18 protein-coding genes are annotated in these 16,122 nt (G+C 68.5%); 5 read left to right on the forward strand and 13 right to left on the reverse strand.

Annotation, left to right across the window (positions count from 1 at the left end):
• Positions 1-10 precede the first annotated feature (10 nt).
• A complete protein-coding gene (locus ACIA49_RS26770; protein ID WP_396380077.1) occupies positions 11-952 on the reverse strand; it encodes a tyrosine recombinase XerC in 942 nt (313 codons plus the stop codon).
• Between the two features lie 136 nt (positions 953-1,088).
• Between ACIA49_RS26770 and ACIA49_RS26775 the strand changes: the two genes are divergently transcribed.
• From ACIA49_RS26775 to dprA, 4 genes are all read left to right on the forward strand, one after another.
• Positions 1,089-2,726 carry an APC family permease gene (locus ACIA49_RS26775; protein WP_396380078.1) on the forward strand — a complete coding sequence of 546 codons (1,638 nt, stop codon included), beginning with the start codon at positions 1,089-1,091 and terminating at the stop codon, positions 2,724-2,726.
• Between the two features lie 111 nt (positions 2,727-2,837).
• On the forward strand, positions 2,838-3,194 hold the full coding sequence (locus ACIA49_RS26780; RefSeq protein WP_396380079.1) for a YraN family protein: 357 nt from the start codon (positions 2,838-2,840) through the stop codon (positions 3,192-3,194).
• Positions 3,194-4,771, forward strand: coding sequence for a YifB family Mg chelatase-like AAA ATPase (locus ACIA49_RS26785; protein WP_396380080.1), 1,578 nt, complete (start codon positions 3,194-3,196; stop codon positions 4,769-4,771). Before ACIA49_RS26780 ends, ACIA49_RS26785 begins: the two co-directional genes overlap by 1 nt.
• Before the next feature lie 287 nt (positions 4,772-5,058).
• Positions 5,059-6,141 (forward strand): DNA-processing protein DprA, encoded by a 1,083-nt coding sequence (gene dprA / locus ACIA49_RS26790; protein WP_396380081.1) that lies wholly within the window; start codon positions 5,059-5,061, stop codon positions 6,139-6,141.
• Positions 6,142-6,147: 6 nt separating this feature from the next.
• Here the strand turns inward: dprA and ACIA49_RS26795 are convergent, their stop codons facing one another.
• The 12 genes from ACIA49_RS26795 to ACIA49_RS26850 form a co-directional block, all read right to left on the reverse strand.
• Positions 6,148-6,471: a DUF2469 domain-containing protein gene (locus ACIA49_RS26795; RefSeq protein ID WP_012922325.1), complete on the reverse strand. Its 324-nt coding sequence runs from the start codon at positions 6,469-6,471 to the stop codon at positions 6,148-6,150.
• A complete protein-coding gene (locus ACIA49_RS26800) occupies positions 6,468-7,169 on the reverse strand; it encodes a ribonuclease HII (RefSeq protein WP_396380082.1) in 702 nt (233 codons plus the stop codon). Before ACIA49_RS26800 ends, ACIA49_RS26795 begins: the two co-directional genes overlap by 4 nt.
• A gap of 162 nt (positions 7,170-7,331) precedes the next feature.
• The gene (lepB, locus tag ACIA49_RS26805; protein ID WP_396380083.1) at positions 7,332-8,111 is read right to left on the reverse strand and encodes a signal peptidase I; all 780 of its coding nucleotides are present in this window, start codon (positions 8,109-8,111) and stop codon (positions 7,332-7,334) included.
• Entirely contained in the window at positions 8,108-8,737 is a 630-nt protein-coding gene (lepB, locus tag ACIA49_RS26810) for a signal peptidase I (protein ID WP_396380084.1), read from the reverse strand. The genes lepB (ACIA49_RS26805) and lepB (ACIA49_RS26810) overlap by 4 nt, the downstream gene beginning before the upstream one ends.
• A 141-nt stretch (positions 8,738-8,878) precedes the next feature.
• Positions 8,879-9,241, reverse strand: coding sequence for a 50S ribosomal protein L19 (gene rplS, locus ACIA49_RS26815; RefSeq protein ID WP_391546425.1), 363 nt, complete (start codon positions 9,239-9,241; stop codon positions 8,879-8,881).
• A 189-nt stretch (positions 9,242-9,430) separates the two neighbouring features.
• Positions 9,431-10,627 carry a tRNA (guanosine(37)-N1)-methyltransferase TrmD gene (gene trmD, locus ACIA49_RS26820; RefSeq protein ID WP_396380085.1) on the reverse strand — a complete coding sequence of 399 codons (1,197 nt, stop codon included), beginning with the start codon at positions 10,625-10,627 and terminating at the stop codon, positions 9,431-9,433.
• The gene (gene rimM, locus ACIA49_RS26825; RefSeq protein WP_396380086.1) at positions 10,624-11,178 is read right to left on the reverse strand and encodes a ribosome maturation factor RimM; all 555 of its coding nucleotides are present in this window, start codon (positions 11,176-11,178) and stop codon (positions 10,624-10,626) included. The genes trmD and rimM overlap by 4 nt, the downstream gene beginning before the upstream one ends.
• Positions 11,179-11,319: 141 nt before the next feature.
• A complete protein-coding gene (locus ACIA49_RS26830; protein WP_396380087.1) occupies positions 11,320-11,787 on the reverse strand; it encodes a GNAT family N-acetyltransferase in 468 nt (155 codons plus the stop codon).
• Positions 11,788-11,871: 84 nt separating this feature from the next.
• Positions 11,872-12,123, reverse strand: coding sequence for an RNA-binding protein (locus tag ACIA49_RS26835; RefSeq protein WP_396380304.1), 252 nt, complete (start codon positions 12,121-12,123; stop codon positions 11,872-11,874).
• Positions 12,124-12,128: 5 nt separating this feature from the next.
• Entirely contained in the window at positions 12,129-12,629 is a 501-nt protein-coding gene (gene rpsP, locus ACIA49_RS26840) for a 30S ribosomal protein S16 (RefSeq protein WP_396380088.1), read from the reverse strand.
• Between the two features lie 176 nt (positions 12,630-12,805).
• Positions 12,806-14,197: a 6-phospho-beta-glucosidase gene (locus ACIA49_RS26845; protein ID WP_396380089.1), complete on the reverse strand. Its 1,392-nt coding sequence runs from the start codon at positions 14,195-14,197 to the stop codon at positions 12,806-12,808.
• Positions 14,198-14,286: 89 nt separating this feature from the next.
• Positions 14,287-15,039, reverse strand: a complete 753-nt coding sequence (locus ACIA49_RS26850; protein WP_396380090.1) for a DeoR/GlpR family DNA-binding transcription regulator — start codon at positions 15,037-15,039, stop codon at positions 14,287-14,289.
• A gap of 128 nt (positions 15,040-15,167) precedes the next feature.
• Here ACIA49_RS26850 and ACIA49_RS26855 point away from each other — a divergent pair, with 128 nt between their 5' ends.
• On the forward strand, positions 15,168-16,118 hold the full coding sequence (locus tag ACIA49_RS26855) for a carbohydrate kinase family protein (protein ID WP_396380091.1): 951 nt from the start codon (positions 15,168-15,170) through the stop codon (positions 16,116-16,118).
• The last annotated feature ends 4 nt before the right edge of the window (positions 16,119-16,122 follow it).

The following is a 16,122-nucleotide window of genomic DNA, read 5'->3' on the forward strand; positions in this document are numbered from 1 at the left end:
ACACCTTCCCTCAGGCGCGGGGATGCGCCTGTTCGTAGGCCTTGCGGAGCCGATCGGTCGAGACGTGCGTGTAGATCTGCGTGGTCGCCAGCGAAGCGTGACCGAGCAACTCCTGCACGCTCCGCAGATCCGCACCGCCCTCCAGCAGGTGCGTCGCCGCCGTGTGCCGCAGCCCGTGCGGCGAGAGGTCCGGCGCCTCGACGACCGCGATCCGCTCGTGCACCAACCGCCGTACGGCGCGCTGATCGATCCGGCCTCCCCGGGCTCCGAGGAAGACGGCGGGTCCGCTGCCGGAGCGAGCCAGTTGCTGGCGGGCTTCGTCCAGCCAGCGATCGAGCGTCCGGCCCGCCGGGACGCCGTACGGGACGGAGCGCTCCTTGCGGCCCTTGCCGAAGACACGCACGACCCGCCGCGAGGTGTCGATGTCGTCGATGTCCAGCGCGCAGAGCTCGCCGACCCGGATACCCGTTGCGTAGAGCAACTCCATGATCGCCAGATCGCGCAGCCCGACCGGGCTTCCGTCGTCGGCGGAGACCGCGGCGGCGTCGAGGACGGCGCGGGTGTCGGTCAGGTTGAGCACGCCCGGAAGGCTCTTGTGCGGGCGTGGGCTGGCCAGCAACGCGCCGGGATCGGTCGTGATCCGCCCGGTCCGGTTGGCCCAGGCGGTGAAGACCCGCGCGGCGGTCGCCCGGCGGGACATCGTGCTGCGCGACTTCCCCAGGCTCTGCTGCTTGGCCAGCCAGGACCGCAGGCCACGGATGTCGAGCGCCTCGAGATCGTTGTGACCAAGCCGAATCAAATGATCGAGTAGATCTGCGATGTCTCCGAGGTAGGCTCTGACGGAATGTTTGCTGAGGTCTCTTTCCGCCGTCAGATGCCGTTCGTAGTCGGTCAGTAACACCGTGAAACTCTCCGGCCTGGTGAGGTCGGTGCTGACTTCCTCCGGCGTCATGCCTCGACCATGCGGGAGCGGGACCGGCATCGCAAGCCACCGCGCGGACGTCGGGAAAGGGAGGTCTGGTCGATAACCCGAGGGTCGGCTACTGTTCGGCCCGATTGCCCTAGTAGCAACGGAGGCACCCCTGACCATGGCCCCCTCAGCGAACGGACAGACCGTAGGCCGGCGCCTGCCGGTCGAGTCGGCGTTCACTCGAGTCGAGGATGCACGGCACCGTCTGCCGCGCCTGTTCGGTCGTCGCGACCTGGTCGTTTTAGGCCTGGGCGTGATGATCGGGTCCGGCATATTCAGTATCAGCGGCAACCAGGCGGCACTGACCGCCGGTCCGGCCGTGATCCTGTCGTTCGTCATCGCAGCGATCGTGTGCCTGCTGGCCGCGGCCTGTTATGCCGAGTTGTCCTCGACGATCCCGGTCTCGGGTAGCGCCTACACCTTCAGTTACGTGACCTTCGGCGAGATGTGGGCCTGGCTGGTCGGCTGGGCCCTCGTGCTCGAGCTCGTCACCGCCGCCGCGATCGTCGCCCGGGTCTGGTCGGCGTACTTCCTGGCCACCCTGGACGGGTTCGGCCTGACGCTGCCCGACAACGTCGCGAAGTACTTCGGCCCGGACGCCAAGCTGAACCTGGTCGCGCCGCTGCTCCTGCTCCTGCTCACCGCGATGGTCGTCACCGGGACGAAGCTGTCCGCCCGGGTGCTGACCGTGGTCGTGATCGCCAAGGTGGCCGTGATCCTGCTGGTCATCGTGGTCGGCGCGACGCACATCAACTGGGACAACTACTCGCCGTTCGTGCCGATGTCGCGGGCGGCTCCGGCGACGGCCAGTCCGACCTTGTTCAGCTGGATCCTGGACTCGTCGTTCGGCACCTTCGGGACGATGGGCATCTTCACCGCGGCGAGCACGATCGTGTTCGCCTACATCGGGTTCGACCTGATCGCGACCGCGTCCGAGGACGCGAAGAACCCGCGCAAGACGGTCCCGCAGGGGATGCTGCTCGGCGTCGGCGCCGTGACGATCCTCTACATCGCGATGGCCGTCGTCCTGGTCGGCATGCGCCCGTACGGGCAGCTCGGCGGCAGTGCGCCGGTGTCCAGTGCGATGGCGGCGGTCGGTGTCGGCTGGGCCGCCAAGGTGGTCAACCTGGGCGCGCTGCTGGCGTTGATGACCGTCATCATGGTGGTCCTGATCGCGCAGAGCCGGGTGCTGTTCAACATGGGCCGTGACGGCCTGCTGCCGAAGAGCCTGGGCCGGGTCAGCCGGGTCTACTCGTCGCCCGCCCGCGCCGCGGGGGCCGCCGGCCTGGCCGCGGTCGCGCTGACGCTGTACCCGAAGGTCCTCGAACTGGAGGAGCTGCTCGTCATCGGAGCCCTGTTCTGCTTCGCGTTCTGTGCGGTCGGCGTGCTGCGGCTGCGCCGGACCGAGCCGGATCTGGAGCGCGGCTTCCGGGTGCCGATGGTCCCACTGATCCCGCTGCTGTCACTGGGCGCGACCCTGTGGCTGATGCTCAACCTGAAGACCAGCACCTGGGCGAAGTTCGGCATCTGGATGGTGGTCGGGCTGGCGATCTACGGCCTCTACGGACGCTGGCACAGCCGGTTGGCCAACGAGGACAGCTGGGACTTCGACATCGGCGACACCGACCCCGGCACGGGCGGCCTGCAGGCCATCCGCAACGATCCCGATCGCACCGGCGAACTGAAGGCCGTCCGCACCCCGCAACAGAACCCGAACCAGACAAAGCCCACCCGCGGCAAACACATGCGCAACTAACGCGTTCGCTTCACACACCCCCTTCGCCGTCTGTGGTTTTCCACAGGCGGCGAAGTCATGGTGAAAATCGGGGGCTGATCCCGGCATGTTCTCTGCCGGAGGTGGTCAACGATGCCAACCAAGAACGCCGTCGGCAGATTCGGCGAGGATCTCGCCAGCAGGTATCTCACGACTGAGGGTCTGGTCATTCTCGAGCGCAACTGGCGCTGCGGGATCGGTGAGATCGACATCGTCGCGCGGGAGGGCGGCACCCTCGTCATCTGTGAGGTGAAGACGCGGCGCGGGCTCGGCTACGGGTCGCCGTTCGAGTCGATCACGTACCGCAAGCTGACCACGTTGCGGAAGCTGGCCGGCGCCTGGCTGCGCAGCCACGAGGTCCATCCGAGCGAGGTCAGGATCGACTTCGTCTCCGTCCTGCTCGATCACGGCGCGCAGCCTCAGGTGGAGCACCTGCGAGGGGCGGCCTGATGACGCTCGCGCAGATGTGGTCGGTCGCCCTGGTCGGGCTCGAGGGTCATCTGGTCGAGGTCGAGGCCGACATCGCGCAGGGCCTGCCGAAGACCACGCTGATCGGTCTGCCGGATGCGTCGCTCTCGGAGGCGAGGGATCGGGTCCGGGCCGCCGTAGTCAACAGCGGCGAGAAGTTCCCGGACCGCAAGGTCACCATCGGCCTGTCCCCCGCGACCCTGCCGAAGACCGGTTCGCACTACGACGTCGCGATCGCGTGTGCCCTGCTCGCGGCGGCCGGGGTCGTCGAGGCAGTCTCGACCCGGCGGACCGCGATCATCGGTGAGCTCGGGCTGGACGGCCGGATCCGGGAGGTTCGGGGCGCGCTCGCGATGACGCTGGCCGTGGCCCGGTCCGGGTTCGACCGCATCGTCGTCCCTGAACTGAATGCGGGCGAAGCACGGCTGGTTCCGGGCATCGAGGTCTACGGGGTGCGGTCACTGCGGCAGGTGCTGGCGTTGCTGCGCGGCGTCGAGATTCCCGATGAGGCGCCACCGCAGGCGGAGCCGCGGCTGTTGTCGGAGTCGCTGACCAGGGTTCCTGAGGTCGATCTGCACGACGTGATCGGCCAGCACGAAGGCCGCCGGGCGATCGAGGCGGCGGCCGCGGGTGGTCACCACCTGTTCCTGCACGGTCCGCCGGGTTCGGGCAAGACCATGCTGGCGGAGCGGCTGGCCGGGTTGATGCCGGATCTCAGCACCGACGAGTCGCTGGAAGTCTCCGCGGTGCATTCGCTGGCCGGGATGTTGAGCGGCGAAGCCGAGCTGGTGTCCCGGCCGCCCTTCATCGCGCCACATCACACGGCGTCGCTGTCGAGTCTGGTCGGTGGCGGTTCGGGTGTGCCGCGGCCTGGGGCGATCAGCTGCGCCCATCGCGGGATCCTCTTCATCGACGAGGCACCCGAGATGCACCCGCTGACACTCGACACGTTGCGGCAGCCGCTGGAGTCGGGGTTCGTCGAGGTGCATCGATCAGCAGCCGTGGCGAAGTTCCCGGCGCGTTTCATGCTCGTGCTGGCCGCGAATCCCTGTCCCTGTGGGATGTCCGGCGTCCGGCACGCCGTCTGCAACTGCACACCGCAGGCGCTCGCTCGCTATCAGCAGCGGATCAGTGGACCGATCAAGGACCGCCTCGACATCCAGCGCCAGATCCTGCCCGCCGGCCGCAGCGGCACCGAGGCCGACGCCTCGGAACCGACCGCAGCAGTCGCGGCCCGGGTGCGAGCCGCCCGGGACCGACAGTCCGCCCGCTACCGCGACAGTCCCTGGACGCTCAACAGCCAAGTCCCCGGTGCCGTCCTGCGCCGAGAGTTCCCCCTCGACTCGAAAGCCCAGCGCCTGCTGGAAGACCACTACGCCACCGGCCGCTTGACCGGCCGCGGCTTCGACCGCGTCGTCCGCCTCGCCTGGACCCTCGCTGACCTCCGCGGTGTCCCTCAACCGACCCTTGAGCTCACCCACGAAGCCTTCCAGCTCCGTGCCGGCGAAACCCTCACCCCGCTGTCCGATACCCGCCCCCTCAAAGGATCGATCTCATGAGCCACACCTGCCCCGCTCCCCTGACCACCACTCACGAGCCGCATGACGCGGCATCCGCGACGCACCACCACGAAGTGCCATCGGCGGTGGTTTGCGGCGTGGACAGGCAGGAGGTCGCGGCTGGCGGGCCGGGAGCCAATCGCGAGGGGAACCTTGGGAGCGGCGAGGCTGAGGCCGGCAGCCCATCTCAAGCAGGGGTCGGTGGTCGGGGGCCTGGTCAGGTTCCACGGGCTGGGGTTGGTGGGAGCGGGGATGCGGAGCGGTTGGCCCGGGTGGGGTTGGGGCGGGTGATCGAGCCGGGAGATCTGGCTGCCTTGAAGGTGTTCGAAGGGATGGGCGTGCTGGAGATGTGGGAGCGACTGCGGCGGAAGGACCTGGGGACGGAGCGGTGGGAGACACGGATGGCGGCTGTGGAGCCTGAGCGGGATCTGGAGCGGGCCGCGGCAGTTGGGGCGCGGTTCGTGATTCCGGGGGACGACGAGTGGCCTGAGCAGGTAGAGGTGCTGGCGGATGCTGGGCAGCTGAGTCGGCGGGCGGGAGTGCCGTTCGGGCTGTGGGTGCGGGGGCCGGCGCGATTGCGGCAGGTGCTGGAGAAGTCGGTGGCGATCGTGGGAGCACGGGCGTGCTCGTCGTACGGGGCGCATGTGGCCGGGGAGCTGGCGGCGGGGTTGGCCGCCAATGGATACGCCGTGGTGTCGGGCGGGGCGTATGGGATCGATGCGGCGGCGCATCGCGGGGCGCTCGCGGCTTCCGGGGTCACTGTCGCGGTGCTGGCCTGTGGGGTGGACAAGAGCTATCCACGGAGCAACTCGGCGTTGTTCAGCCGGATCGTCGAGCAAGGGTTGGTGGTCAGTGAGTTGTCACCGGGGTGTTCCCCGAGCAAGCTGCGGTTCCTGGCTCGCAATCGCGTGATCGCGTCCGCCAGTCAGGGCACGCTGGTCGTCGAGGCGGCCGTCCGCAGCGGCGCCCTGAACAGTGCCGGCTGGGCCGAGCAGTGCGGCCGCCCGGTGATGGCCGTGCCAGGGCCCATCACCTCCCGCATGTCCGAAGGCAGCCACGTGCTGATCCGTGACCGGGACGCCGTACTGGTGACTGACGTCGCCGAGGTCATCGAGGCCGTCTCCGAGCTGGGCAGTGGGCTGACCTCCTACCGGCACGCCCCGAAGACGGCGATCGATGAGCTCTCCCACGACCTCCGCCGCGCGCTGGACGCCGTACCGGTCCAAACCCCGGTTCCGACCCACCGCATCGCCACCACGGCGGGTCTGGACGTTCCCACAACCCAAGGAGCCCTGGAGGCCCTCGCGGCCCTGGAGCTCGTCCATCTGGCCTCGACCGGCTGGTGCCTCACCCGCCCGGAGGCCGGTTGACGTGATCTAGCGACCGAAGTCGGAGTCCTTGGGGACCTCGAGGTCGGACTTGGCGAGCTCCTCGATGTTGACGTCGCGGAAGGTGACGACCTTGGCGTTCTTGACGAAGCGGGCGGAACGGTAGACGTCCCAGACCCAGGCGTCGGCCATGGTCACCTCGAAGTAGACGTCGCCGCCTTCGGTGCGGACCTTGAGGTCCACGGCGTTGCACAGGTAGAAGCGCCGTTCGGTCTCAACGACGTACTTGAAGATCCCGACGACGTCCTTGTACTCCCGATAGAGCTGCAGCTCCATATCGGTTTCGTACTTCTCGAGATCATCTGCACTCATCGACTGCTCTCCACTCCGGTGGGACTGGTGACATTCTGTCCCATATCGGGCCGCAGACTGCGGCGGACATTCTCGAACCGCCGTCGATGTTGTGGGCACGGGCCGTATTCGTCCAGTGCCGCCTGGTGTTCGGGGGTGCAGTAGCCCTTGTGGACGGCGAAGCCGTACTGCGGGTACTCCTGGTCCCAGTGTTCCATCACGCGGTCGCGGGTCACCTTGGCGATCACGGAGGCGGCGGCGATACAAGCCGCCACGCGGTCACCCTTCCAGATCGCCAGCCCCGGTACGCCGAGACCGTCGACACCGAAGCCGTCGGTCAGCACGTACGACGGGCGCACGTCGAGGCGGAACAGGGCCCGGCGGAGCGCCTGGAGGTTCGCCACGTGCATGCCGAGGCGGTCACACTCCGGCGCCTCGATCGAGACCACCGACCAGGCCAGGGCGCGGTTGCGGATCTCCTCGTAGCAACGCTCGCGGGCCTTGGCGGTGAGCAGCTTGGAATCGGCCAGCTCGGGGATCTGACCGCGCTTGCCCTCCGGCAGGATCACCGCGGCAGCGACCAGCGGGCCCGCACACGGTCCACGGCCGGCCTCGTCGACACCGGCGATCGGGTCCAGGCCGACCCGGCGCAAGGCCCGCTCGTACCCGTACAGCCCGGCGTCACGGCGCACCGTGCTCCCGCGGGGCAACGCGCTCATCCAACCCTCCGCATCACACGACCCACCCTAGGCAATCCCACCGACGAACACGGCATCCGGTCGGCGCTGCGCACCCAAGATCGACACACCGGCCCGCCGCACGAAAAGGCGTGCGGGCGGCGGCTTGGTCGGTTGAGAGGGGGCGCTGTCACCGAGCGGGGACTACTTGGGCGGCGGCGTCAGCGAGATCGACGGCTTGGCCGGCGGCGGGCCGGCCGCGGGCGGTACCTGCTTGAAGGTGTCCGGTACGCCGAGCTTCGCCCAGCGGCCCGCCGGCCAGACGACCAGGATCGCGCGGCCGGTGACCTTGTCCAGGGGGACGAAGGCCGCGTCACCGGGGTTGCCGCCGTCGGCGTCGACGTCCTGCAGGTGCACGCGGGAGTCGCCGGAGGCGGAGCGGTGGTCACCCATCACGAAGATCCGGCCGGCCGGGACGGTGACCTGGAACTCCAGCTGCGAGGCGGCGTCACCGGGGTACAGGTACGGCGTCTCCTCCAGCGGCTTGCCGTTCACCAGCAGCCGGCCCTTGGTGTCACAGCACTCGACCTTGTCGCCCGGCATCCCGATCAGGCGCTTGATCAGGTGACCGTGGCTGGAGTCCGGCAGCAGGCCGACGACCTCGAAGAACCGGCCGACCGAACCGCGCTTCTGGCCGCTCTCCTCGGCGCCGAGCCAGCCGCCCGGATCCTCGAAGACGACCACGTCGCCACGCTTGACGTCGGTGAGCTTCTCGACGACGACCCGGTCACCGACCAGCAGCGTGTTCTCCATCGACTCGCTCGGGATGATGAACATCTGCCCGACGAAGGCCCGCAGGATCGAGGAGACGATCAGCGCTCCCACGACGATCAGCACGAACTCGCGCGCGGCGGCCGCGAAGCCGGAACGATGGGCGGGTTTGGCGGGTGTGGCGTCGTCCGTCTTCGTCGGTGTATCGGTCACTTCTTCAGCCCCGGCTTCTTGAAGGTTTCCGGAGGACGCAGCATCGTCATCCGGTCAGACGGCCAGATTACGCAACAGGCCCGGCCAACCACGTTCTCGATCGGGACGAACCCGCCCCCGGGGCCGCCCATATGGGCACGGGAGTCCGCGGACTGGGCCCGGTTGTCGCCCATCACCCACAGATGACCGGCCGGCACGACGACGCTGAACGGCGTGTCCGAGGGGTGTGCGTCCTTGAGCAGGTACTCCCGCTCGTCCAGCGCGATCCCGTTCACCGTGACCTGGCCGTTGCGGTTGCAGCAGACCACCTTGTCGCCGGGCAGCCCGATCACCCGCTTGACCAGGTGACCCTCACCGCTGCGCGGCAGGATGCCGACGAACTCACCGACCTGACGCAACGCGCCAGGCTTGGTCGGCTCCTCGTTCAGCCAGTTGGCGGGGTCCTTGAAGACGATGATGTCGCCACGCTCGACGTCACGATGCAGGTAGCTGACCTTCTCCGCGAGGATCCGGTCGTCCTTCGTGAGCGTGTCGTACATCGACTCCGAGGGCACGTAGAACGCTTCGGCGACGAAAAGCCGCAGCACCACCGTGATGACGAGTGCGAGCACCGTCACGGTGGTCATCTCGACCAGCAGACTGAGCAGCGGATTCCGCTGCTTCAGCCTGCGGTGACGTCCCTTGCTGCGACGTGCCCCCCGGGGTGCCGAGCGAGGGCGAGCACGAGTCGCAGTGCTCGGCGCCATGGGTGGTTGTTGTTACGGGGCTCAGGAGGCCGGGATGTTGTCCCGCTTCTCCTTGATCTTGGCTGCCTTGCCGCGCAGCTCGCGCAGGTAGTACAGCTTGGCGCGACGGACGTCACCGCGGGTGACGACCTCGACCTTCTCGACGATCGGGGTGTGCAGCGGGAAGGTCCGCTCGACACCGACGCCGAAGCTGACCTTGCGGACCGTGAAGGTCTCCTGCAGGCCACCACCGTGGCGGCGGATCACGACGCCCTTGAACACCTGGACACGGGACCGGTTGCCTTCGACGACCTTCACGTGCACGTTCACGGTGTCACCGGCGCGGAAGGCCGGGATGTCGTCGCGCTTGCTCGCGTTGTCGAGCTCGGTCAGGATCTTGCTCATCAGGTGTCTCTTCTCTCGCGCGTGCCACAGGTCACCCACGAAGTGGTTGGTGATGAAGTCATCGAAAAGCTGCCGATCGGTGGTCACCCCCTGTGGCAGGAGCACCGAAAGAGCAGCAGCAGACAATCTTGCCACATGCCCCGCACCGTGACGAAATCCGCCCAGGTGATCAGCACAGGGTGAGCACGGTCACTTCTTCCGGCGGCGCTTGGCGAGGTGCACCAGGTCGACCTTCGGGGTCTGGGCCTCCCGCCGGACCTCCCGGTAGCCGGCCTTCTGGTACAGCGCCAGGTTCCGGTCGCTCCGCCCGCCTGTGTTCAGCTCATACCCGGTCACCTCGGCCGGCGCGAGCTTCTCGACGGTCCGCAGCAACCGGCTCCCGAGACCGCGGCCCTGCCAGTCCGGTGCGACGACGATCCGCCCGATGTAGCCGACCGATCCGTTGACGGTCAGCTGCACCGATCCGATGATCCGCGTACCCGCCACGGCCTTCAACACCAGTCCCTCGCGCAGCCGCTCAGCCGCCGCCTCAGGCGTCTCCAGCAGCGGCGGGATCGCGTACTCGTCGTACAGGCGTCCCTCGGAGAGGAAGGCGGCCAGTTGCAGCGTGTGGATCTCCCCCGCGTCACCAGGCGTCGCCGGCAGAATCCGGATGCCGTCGGCATCCTCTTTGGCGGCCAGTACGTCGCCCCACGCGGCCAGCAGGTCGGGACGGCGCTCCGCGGTGCGGCTGATGGACTGCTCGTGCCGCCACTCGGCGATCTTGCCGTGGTTCCCCGACAGCAGGATCTCCGGTACGTCGTGCCCTCGCCAGCTCACCGGCTTCGTGTACACCGGGTACTCCAGCAGCCCGTCCCCAGAGTGCGACTCCTCGGCCAGCGACTCCGGATTGCCGATCACACCAGGCAGCAGCCGGGCCACCGCCTCGACCATGACCAGTACGGCGACCTCTCCGCCGTTCAGCACGTAGTCGCCGATCGACACCTCGTCGACGCGCATCCGCTCCCCCGCGTACGCCGCGACCCGTGCGTCGATGCCCTCATACCGGCCACACGCGAACGCCAGCCAAGGCTCCTCGGCCAGCTCGTAGGCGAGCGCCTGAGTGAACGGCCGGCCAGCGGGCGTCGGCACGATCAGTCGCGGCTGCTCCGCAGCACCGGGCGGCGCGACCGCATCCAGCGCCTCACCCCACGGCTCCGGCTTCATCACCATGCCCGCGCCACCGCCGTACGGGGTGTCGTCGACGGTCCGATGCCGGTCGTAGGTCCACTCCCGCAGGTCATGCAGCCGGACGTCCAGAAGACCGCTCTGCGCGGCTTTGCCGACCAATGAGACGTCCAGCGCGGCCAGGTACTCCGGGAAGATCGTGAGGACGTCCAGCCTCATTGGCCCGTGTCTCCCGGCTGCGACGGAACCACCTCGGCGCCCTCAGGGTCGAGCAGACCAGGCCGATCGGCCACAGTCACATAGCCGGAGTCCAGGTCGATCTCCGGAACCAACTCTTCGACCAACGGCACCAGTACGGCGTTGCCCGCGGGCCGGCGGATCTCCAGCAGGTCCTGGGACGGCAGGTGGATCACGTCGATCACCTCACCCGCCTCCTCACCGGTGGCGGTGCGGACCTTCAGACCGATCAGCTCGCGGTCGTAGTACTCCTCGGGATCCTCGGGCCGCTCGTCCTCGTCGATCTCGGCCTGGACCTCCAGGTTGCGCAGCAGCTCCGCAGCGGTCCGGTCCGGCGACTCGACGAACTTCACCAGCAGCCGCCCGCTGTGCCAACGGCTGGATTCCACGGTGAGTGTCCGGGGCGGGTTGGAGGTCGTGACGAGCTTCGCGCCGTCGGCGAAGCGCAGGTCCGGGTCGTCCGTGCGGACGATCATCCCGATCTCGCCCTTGATCCCGTGCGCCCGGCCGATCCGACCGACAATTACCAACACCGCTAGTTCCTCTCGAAAGACAACGGCACAGTGTCTCAGGCGCTGCCGCTCCAGGGCGCAGGGGTCAGCACCCAGACCAGCTCAGCCGGCTCCGTCGGGCTGGAGTTGACCCACGCGTGCGGCCAATTCCTGCCCGCATTCCTAGAGGACTGCTTGCAGGGTGACGCTTTGCGGGACGAAGCCGTGCCGCTGGTAGAACCTGTGCGCGGCCTCGTTCGCGGCGTACGCGCTGACCGAGACGAATGCTGCCTGCTGCGCACGGGCCCACGTCAGGAACTGCTCGGTGAGCTGCCCACCGATGCCCTGACCCCGGACGTCGGCGAAGACATAGATGCTTTCCAGTACGGCGGCGAGGCTCGGGCGGGTCGGAGTCGGCTCGCTCAACCGTCCCACCAGATGGCCGATCACCCGGTCCTCGTCGTCGTACGCGACCAGCTGTAGCCAGGCCGGATCCCCGACCAGACCGCCGTACCTCGCGTGCCCCTCGCGGTGCGGCCAGGTGATGTCGGTGAACCGGTCATGCCGGCCCGCGTCGTCCCGGAAGAGGTTGGTGACCGACTCGACCAACTGGTTCACATCGGCTGCGGTGGCCACGCGGATCTTCGGCATACCGCCGAAACTAGCTCAGATCGCGGGCGAACAACGCGAAAGGCCGCGGCCCCCGTCGGGGACCGCGGCCTTTCGCAGGTGGTACTAGCGCCGAGGGCGCTTGTTGAACTCGTCGACGAAGTCGATGCGCAGCGACTGCTCGGAGCTGAGCGCTCCGACGACCGTGCGGATCGCGGTGGCGGTCCGGCCGTTGCGGCCGATCACCTTGCCGATGTCGTCGGGGTGCACGTGCACCTCGAGCGTCCGGCCGCGCCGCAGGTTGCGGGCCCGGACACTCACGTCGTCCGGGTTGTCCACGATGCCTCGGACCAGGTGCTCCAGCGCCTCGGTCTCCATCACCGTCAGGCCTTGGCGTCGTCGGCGGCCGGAGCCTCGACAGCGGCCTCGTCAGCCTTGGGGGCCTCGTCGGCCTTCGCCTCGGTCTCGGCCTTGGGGGCCTCGTCCTTGGCCGCGGCCTTCTTCGCCGTCTTCTTGGCGGTGACGGCCTCGGTCTTCAGCGTGCCGTGGGCCTCGGCCAGCGCCTCGTTGAAGATCTCCTGCTTGTCCCGCTTCGGCTCCTTGACCCGCAGCGGGGCCGGAGCCTCCAGGCCCTTGAACTTCTGCCAGTCACCGGAGGCCTTGAAGATGGCCTCGACGGCCTCGGTCGGCTGCGCGCCGACGCCCAGCCAGTACTGCGCCCGGTCCGACTCGACGTGGATGAACGACGGCTCGGCCTTCGGGTTGTACTTACCGATCTCCTCGATGGCGCGGCCGTCACGCTTGTTGCGGGCGTCCATCACGACGATGCGGTAGTGCGGCGCACGCTTCTTGCCGATGCGCTTCAAACGGATCTTGACTGCCACGTTTGCGGGAACTCCCTTGGGATTACATGTCTTGGGTGAGTAGCACAGCGTCGTGGGGACAACGCGTCGCCGCTCGAATGGGCCGAGCCAGGCCGTGGAGTTAGAGGGCTGCACAAACCTGGACGGACTCAGCCAATCATTCTGCCAGATCCAGCCCGGTGAAGCCCAATCCGGGCCTAGGGGCGGAGGTAGGCGAGGTCGGGGAGGTGGGTGGTGTAGGAGTCGAGGAGGTGGCCGGCGGCGGTGACCGAGTCGATCAGGGGGTGCCAGGCGAAGGCTCTCAGGGCGGCGGAGCGGGAGGCGGAGGTGGCCGCCTCGATGGTGGAGCGCTCGACGGCTTTGACCGCGGTGACCAGGCCGGCCTGGTGGTCGGTGAGCTGGGAGACCGCGACCGGGAGGGCTCCGTTGGCGTCGACCGTGCACGGGATCTCGACCACGGCGTCGTCGTCCAGGTGGCGCAGGATGCCGCGGTTGCGGACGTTGAGGATGAGCGAGGCGCGCTCGTTGTGCGCGATCGCGCGCATGAGCGACAGCGCGACCTGCTCGTATCCACCGGCGGCCATGTCGCGCTCGTCGCGCTCACCGGCGTCGGCGATCTCGCGGCTCTCCACCATGTACGTCGACTCCCGCTCGGCGCGGGTCTTCTGCCACAGCTCGAGCGCCTGGTCGGGGTGTTGCGCGGTCTCGGCGTAGAACGCGGACTGCTGCTCCAGGAGGAACGTCCCCCGCGTCTGCTTCACAGCCTGTACGGCGGCCAGCGTCTCGCGCGCGAAGTAGTAATAGTGCAGGTACTCGTTGGGGATCGAACCGAGCGACCGCAACCAGTCCACCCCGAACAGCCGTCCCTCCTCGAAGGAGGTGAGCTCCTCGGTGGACGTCAGCAGCTCCGGCAGCCGGTCGACCCCGCCGGACCGCAGACCGCGCAGCCAGCCGAGGTGGTTCAGGCCGGCGTAGTCGTAGAAGGCGGTCGCCGGGTCCACCCCGAGCGCCAGCGCCGCCCGGCGGCCGAGCCCCGAGGGCGAGTCACAGATCCCGATCACCCGGTCGCCGAGGTACGGAATCATCGCCTCGGTCACCATGCCCGCCGGGTTGGTGAAGTTGATCGTCCACGCCTCCGGCGCGAGTGCCGCGATCCGCTGAGCAATAGCCGTCGCGACGGGAATCGTCCGCAGCCCATACGCGATCCCACCCGCGCCCACCGTCTCCTGCCCAAGCACACCCAGATCAAGCGCGACCCGCTCATCAACAGTTCGCCCCTCGAGTCCCCCGACCCGAATCGCCGAGAAGATGAAGTCGGCCCCCCGAATCGCCTCATCCAGGTCAGTAGTCGCCGTCACCACCGGCGCTTCTCTCACAACGTCCGAAGAACCGGAGACGGGCGTCGGCGTGTCTTCGGACGTTGGCGAATGGGCTTGCTGGCGGAGGACTGCGGCTATGGAGGAGAGGCGGGTGGGGTCGGTGTCGTAGAGGGTGACTTCGGTGATGCGGCCGGGGCCGCGGTCGCCCAGGAGGGCGTGGTAGACGAGCGGCACCCGGAATCCGCCGCCGCCGAGAATCGTCAGTCTCACTCGATGCTCTCCCTCTTCACCTTGCCTCCGAAACACCTTGCGTCCGAAAACACGCCGACCACGTACTGCGCCCCTTCGGACGCTGGGGGTCAGGCGAGGACTACCTGTACGCCGGCCTCCGTCAACTGGGTCCTGGTCGCGGGGTCGGCGTTGGCTTCCGTGACGACCAGGTGGAGTTCGGCGGGCTCGCAGACGCGGGCTACGCCGTGGCCGGGGAACTTGGTCGCGTCGGCGAGCAGGACCACGCGGTCGGCGGCCTTGATCATCGCGCGCTTGACCGGGACCTCGATCATCGTGCTGTCCATCACCCGGCCGTCGGGGCGGACGCCGCTCGTGCCGAGGAACAGCCAGTCGACGTGGATCTGGCGCAGGCTCTCCTCGGTCAGGTAGCCCACCAGCGATCGATAGCTGCGCCGGACGAACCCGCCGAGGATGATCAGCTCGATCGACTCGTCGTTCTGCAGCTCCTCGAGGACAGCGAGGTTGCTGGTGACGACGGTCAGCGATCGGCCGTGCAGATGTTGCGCCACCCGCAAGGCCGTCGTACCGATGTCGAGGAGCACCGACTCGCCGTCCTGAACCAGCTCGGCGGCCCGTCGCGCGATCCGGTCCTTCTCCGCAGCGTGGACGGCGTTCACATCCGCGAACGGCTCGTCGCCACCGTCCACCGCGAGAGCGCCGCCGTACACGCGGGTCAGCCGGCCCTCGTCGTGGAGCTGCTCGAGGTCGCGACGGATCGTCGCCTCGCTGACCCCCAGGCGGGTGGCCAGCACCTTCACGCCTCCGGCCCCGTCGGCCCGGAGCGCGCGCACGATCTCGTCCTGACGCTGCTTCGGCAACACATCACGACCGTATCACGCAAACTACGTCATTTTCGATCATGCCTATGATCGGGTATTGCGGAATCTGGCAACGCGATCCAAGATTCACGCAAGAGTTTGATCAGACCTGCAGGAGTGTGGGGCAGCTCATGGAAGAGCTTGACGTGGTCGTATCCGGCCTGGTGTTCCAGGACCTGGTGCTCGGCCTGCCCACGCCTCCGCGCCCCGGGACCGAGGTCTGGGCGACCGACTCCCACGAGAGCCCCGGCGGCATCGCCAACTTCGCCGTCGCGCTGGCGCGACTCGGGCTCCGCACCGGCATGGCCGCCGCTTTCGGCGCCGACGACCTCGGCGACCGGCTCTGGGACCGGCTGCACAAAGAAGAGGGCATCGACCTGAGCCTGTCCCGCAAGCTCAACGGCTGGCCGACCCCGCTTACCGTGGCCCTTGCCTATGACAACGATCGCGCCCTGGTCACCCGCGGTACCACGCCCCCACTCACGGCCGACGACCTGATCACCACTCCCCCGAAGGCCAAAGCAGTTGCCGCCCACATCGGTCCCTGGCCCAACGAGTGGCTGGCCAAGGCGAAGGCCGCCGGCAGCCTGGTCTTCGCCGACGTCGGCTGGGACCCGACCGAGCAGTGGGACCCCGCGGTCCTCGACCAACTCGAGCACTGCGACGTCTTCCTCCCGAACGCCACCGAAGCCATGGCCTACACCCGTACGACGTCGCCCGCGGCAGCGCTTGAGGCGCTCGCCCGGCGAGTCCCGGTGGTCGTGGTGTCCAACGGCGCCCACGGAGCGGAGGCGATCGACGGCCGCACCGGCGAGCGCATCGCCGTACCGGCCTTCTCTGTCCCGGCGGCGGACACCACCGGGGCGGGTGATGTGTTCGCCGCCGGCTTCATCGCTGCCACGTTGTGGGACCTGCCGCTCGCGCAGCGGGTCCGCTTCGCCGCCCTCACTGCGGCCCTGTCCGTCACCAAGCTCGGCGGCGCCGACGCGGCGCCCCGCTGGACGGACCTGGCCGAGTGGCAGCAGGAACACCCGGAAGACCAGCATCTCCGAGCGCTCATCAGCGCACACGAAGGAAGGTAAGACC

Source organism: Kribbella sp. NPDC051587 (assembly GCF_044453945.1).
In the GTDB taxonomy this organism is placed as follows: Bacteria; Actinomycetota; Actinomycetes; order Propionibacteriales; family Kribbellaceae; genus Kribbella.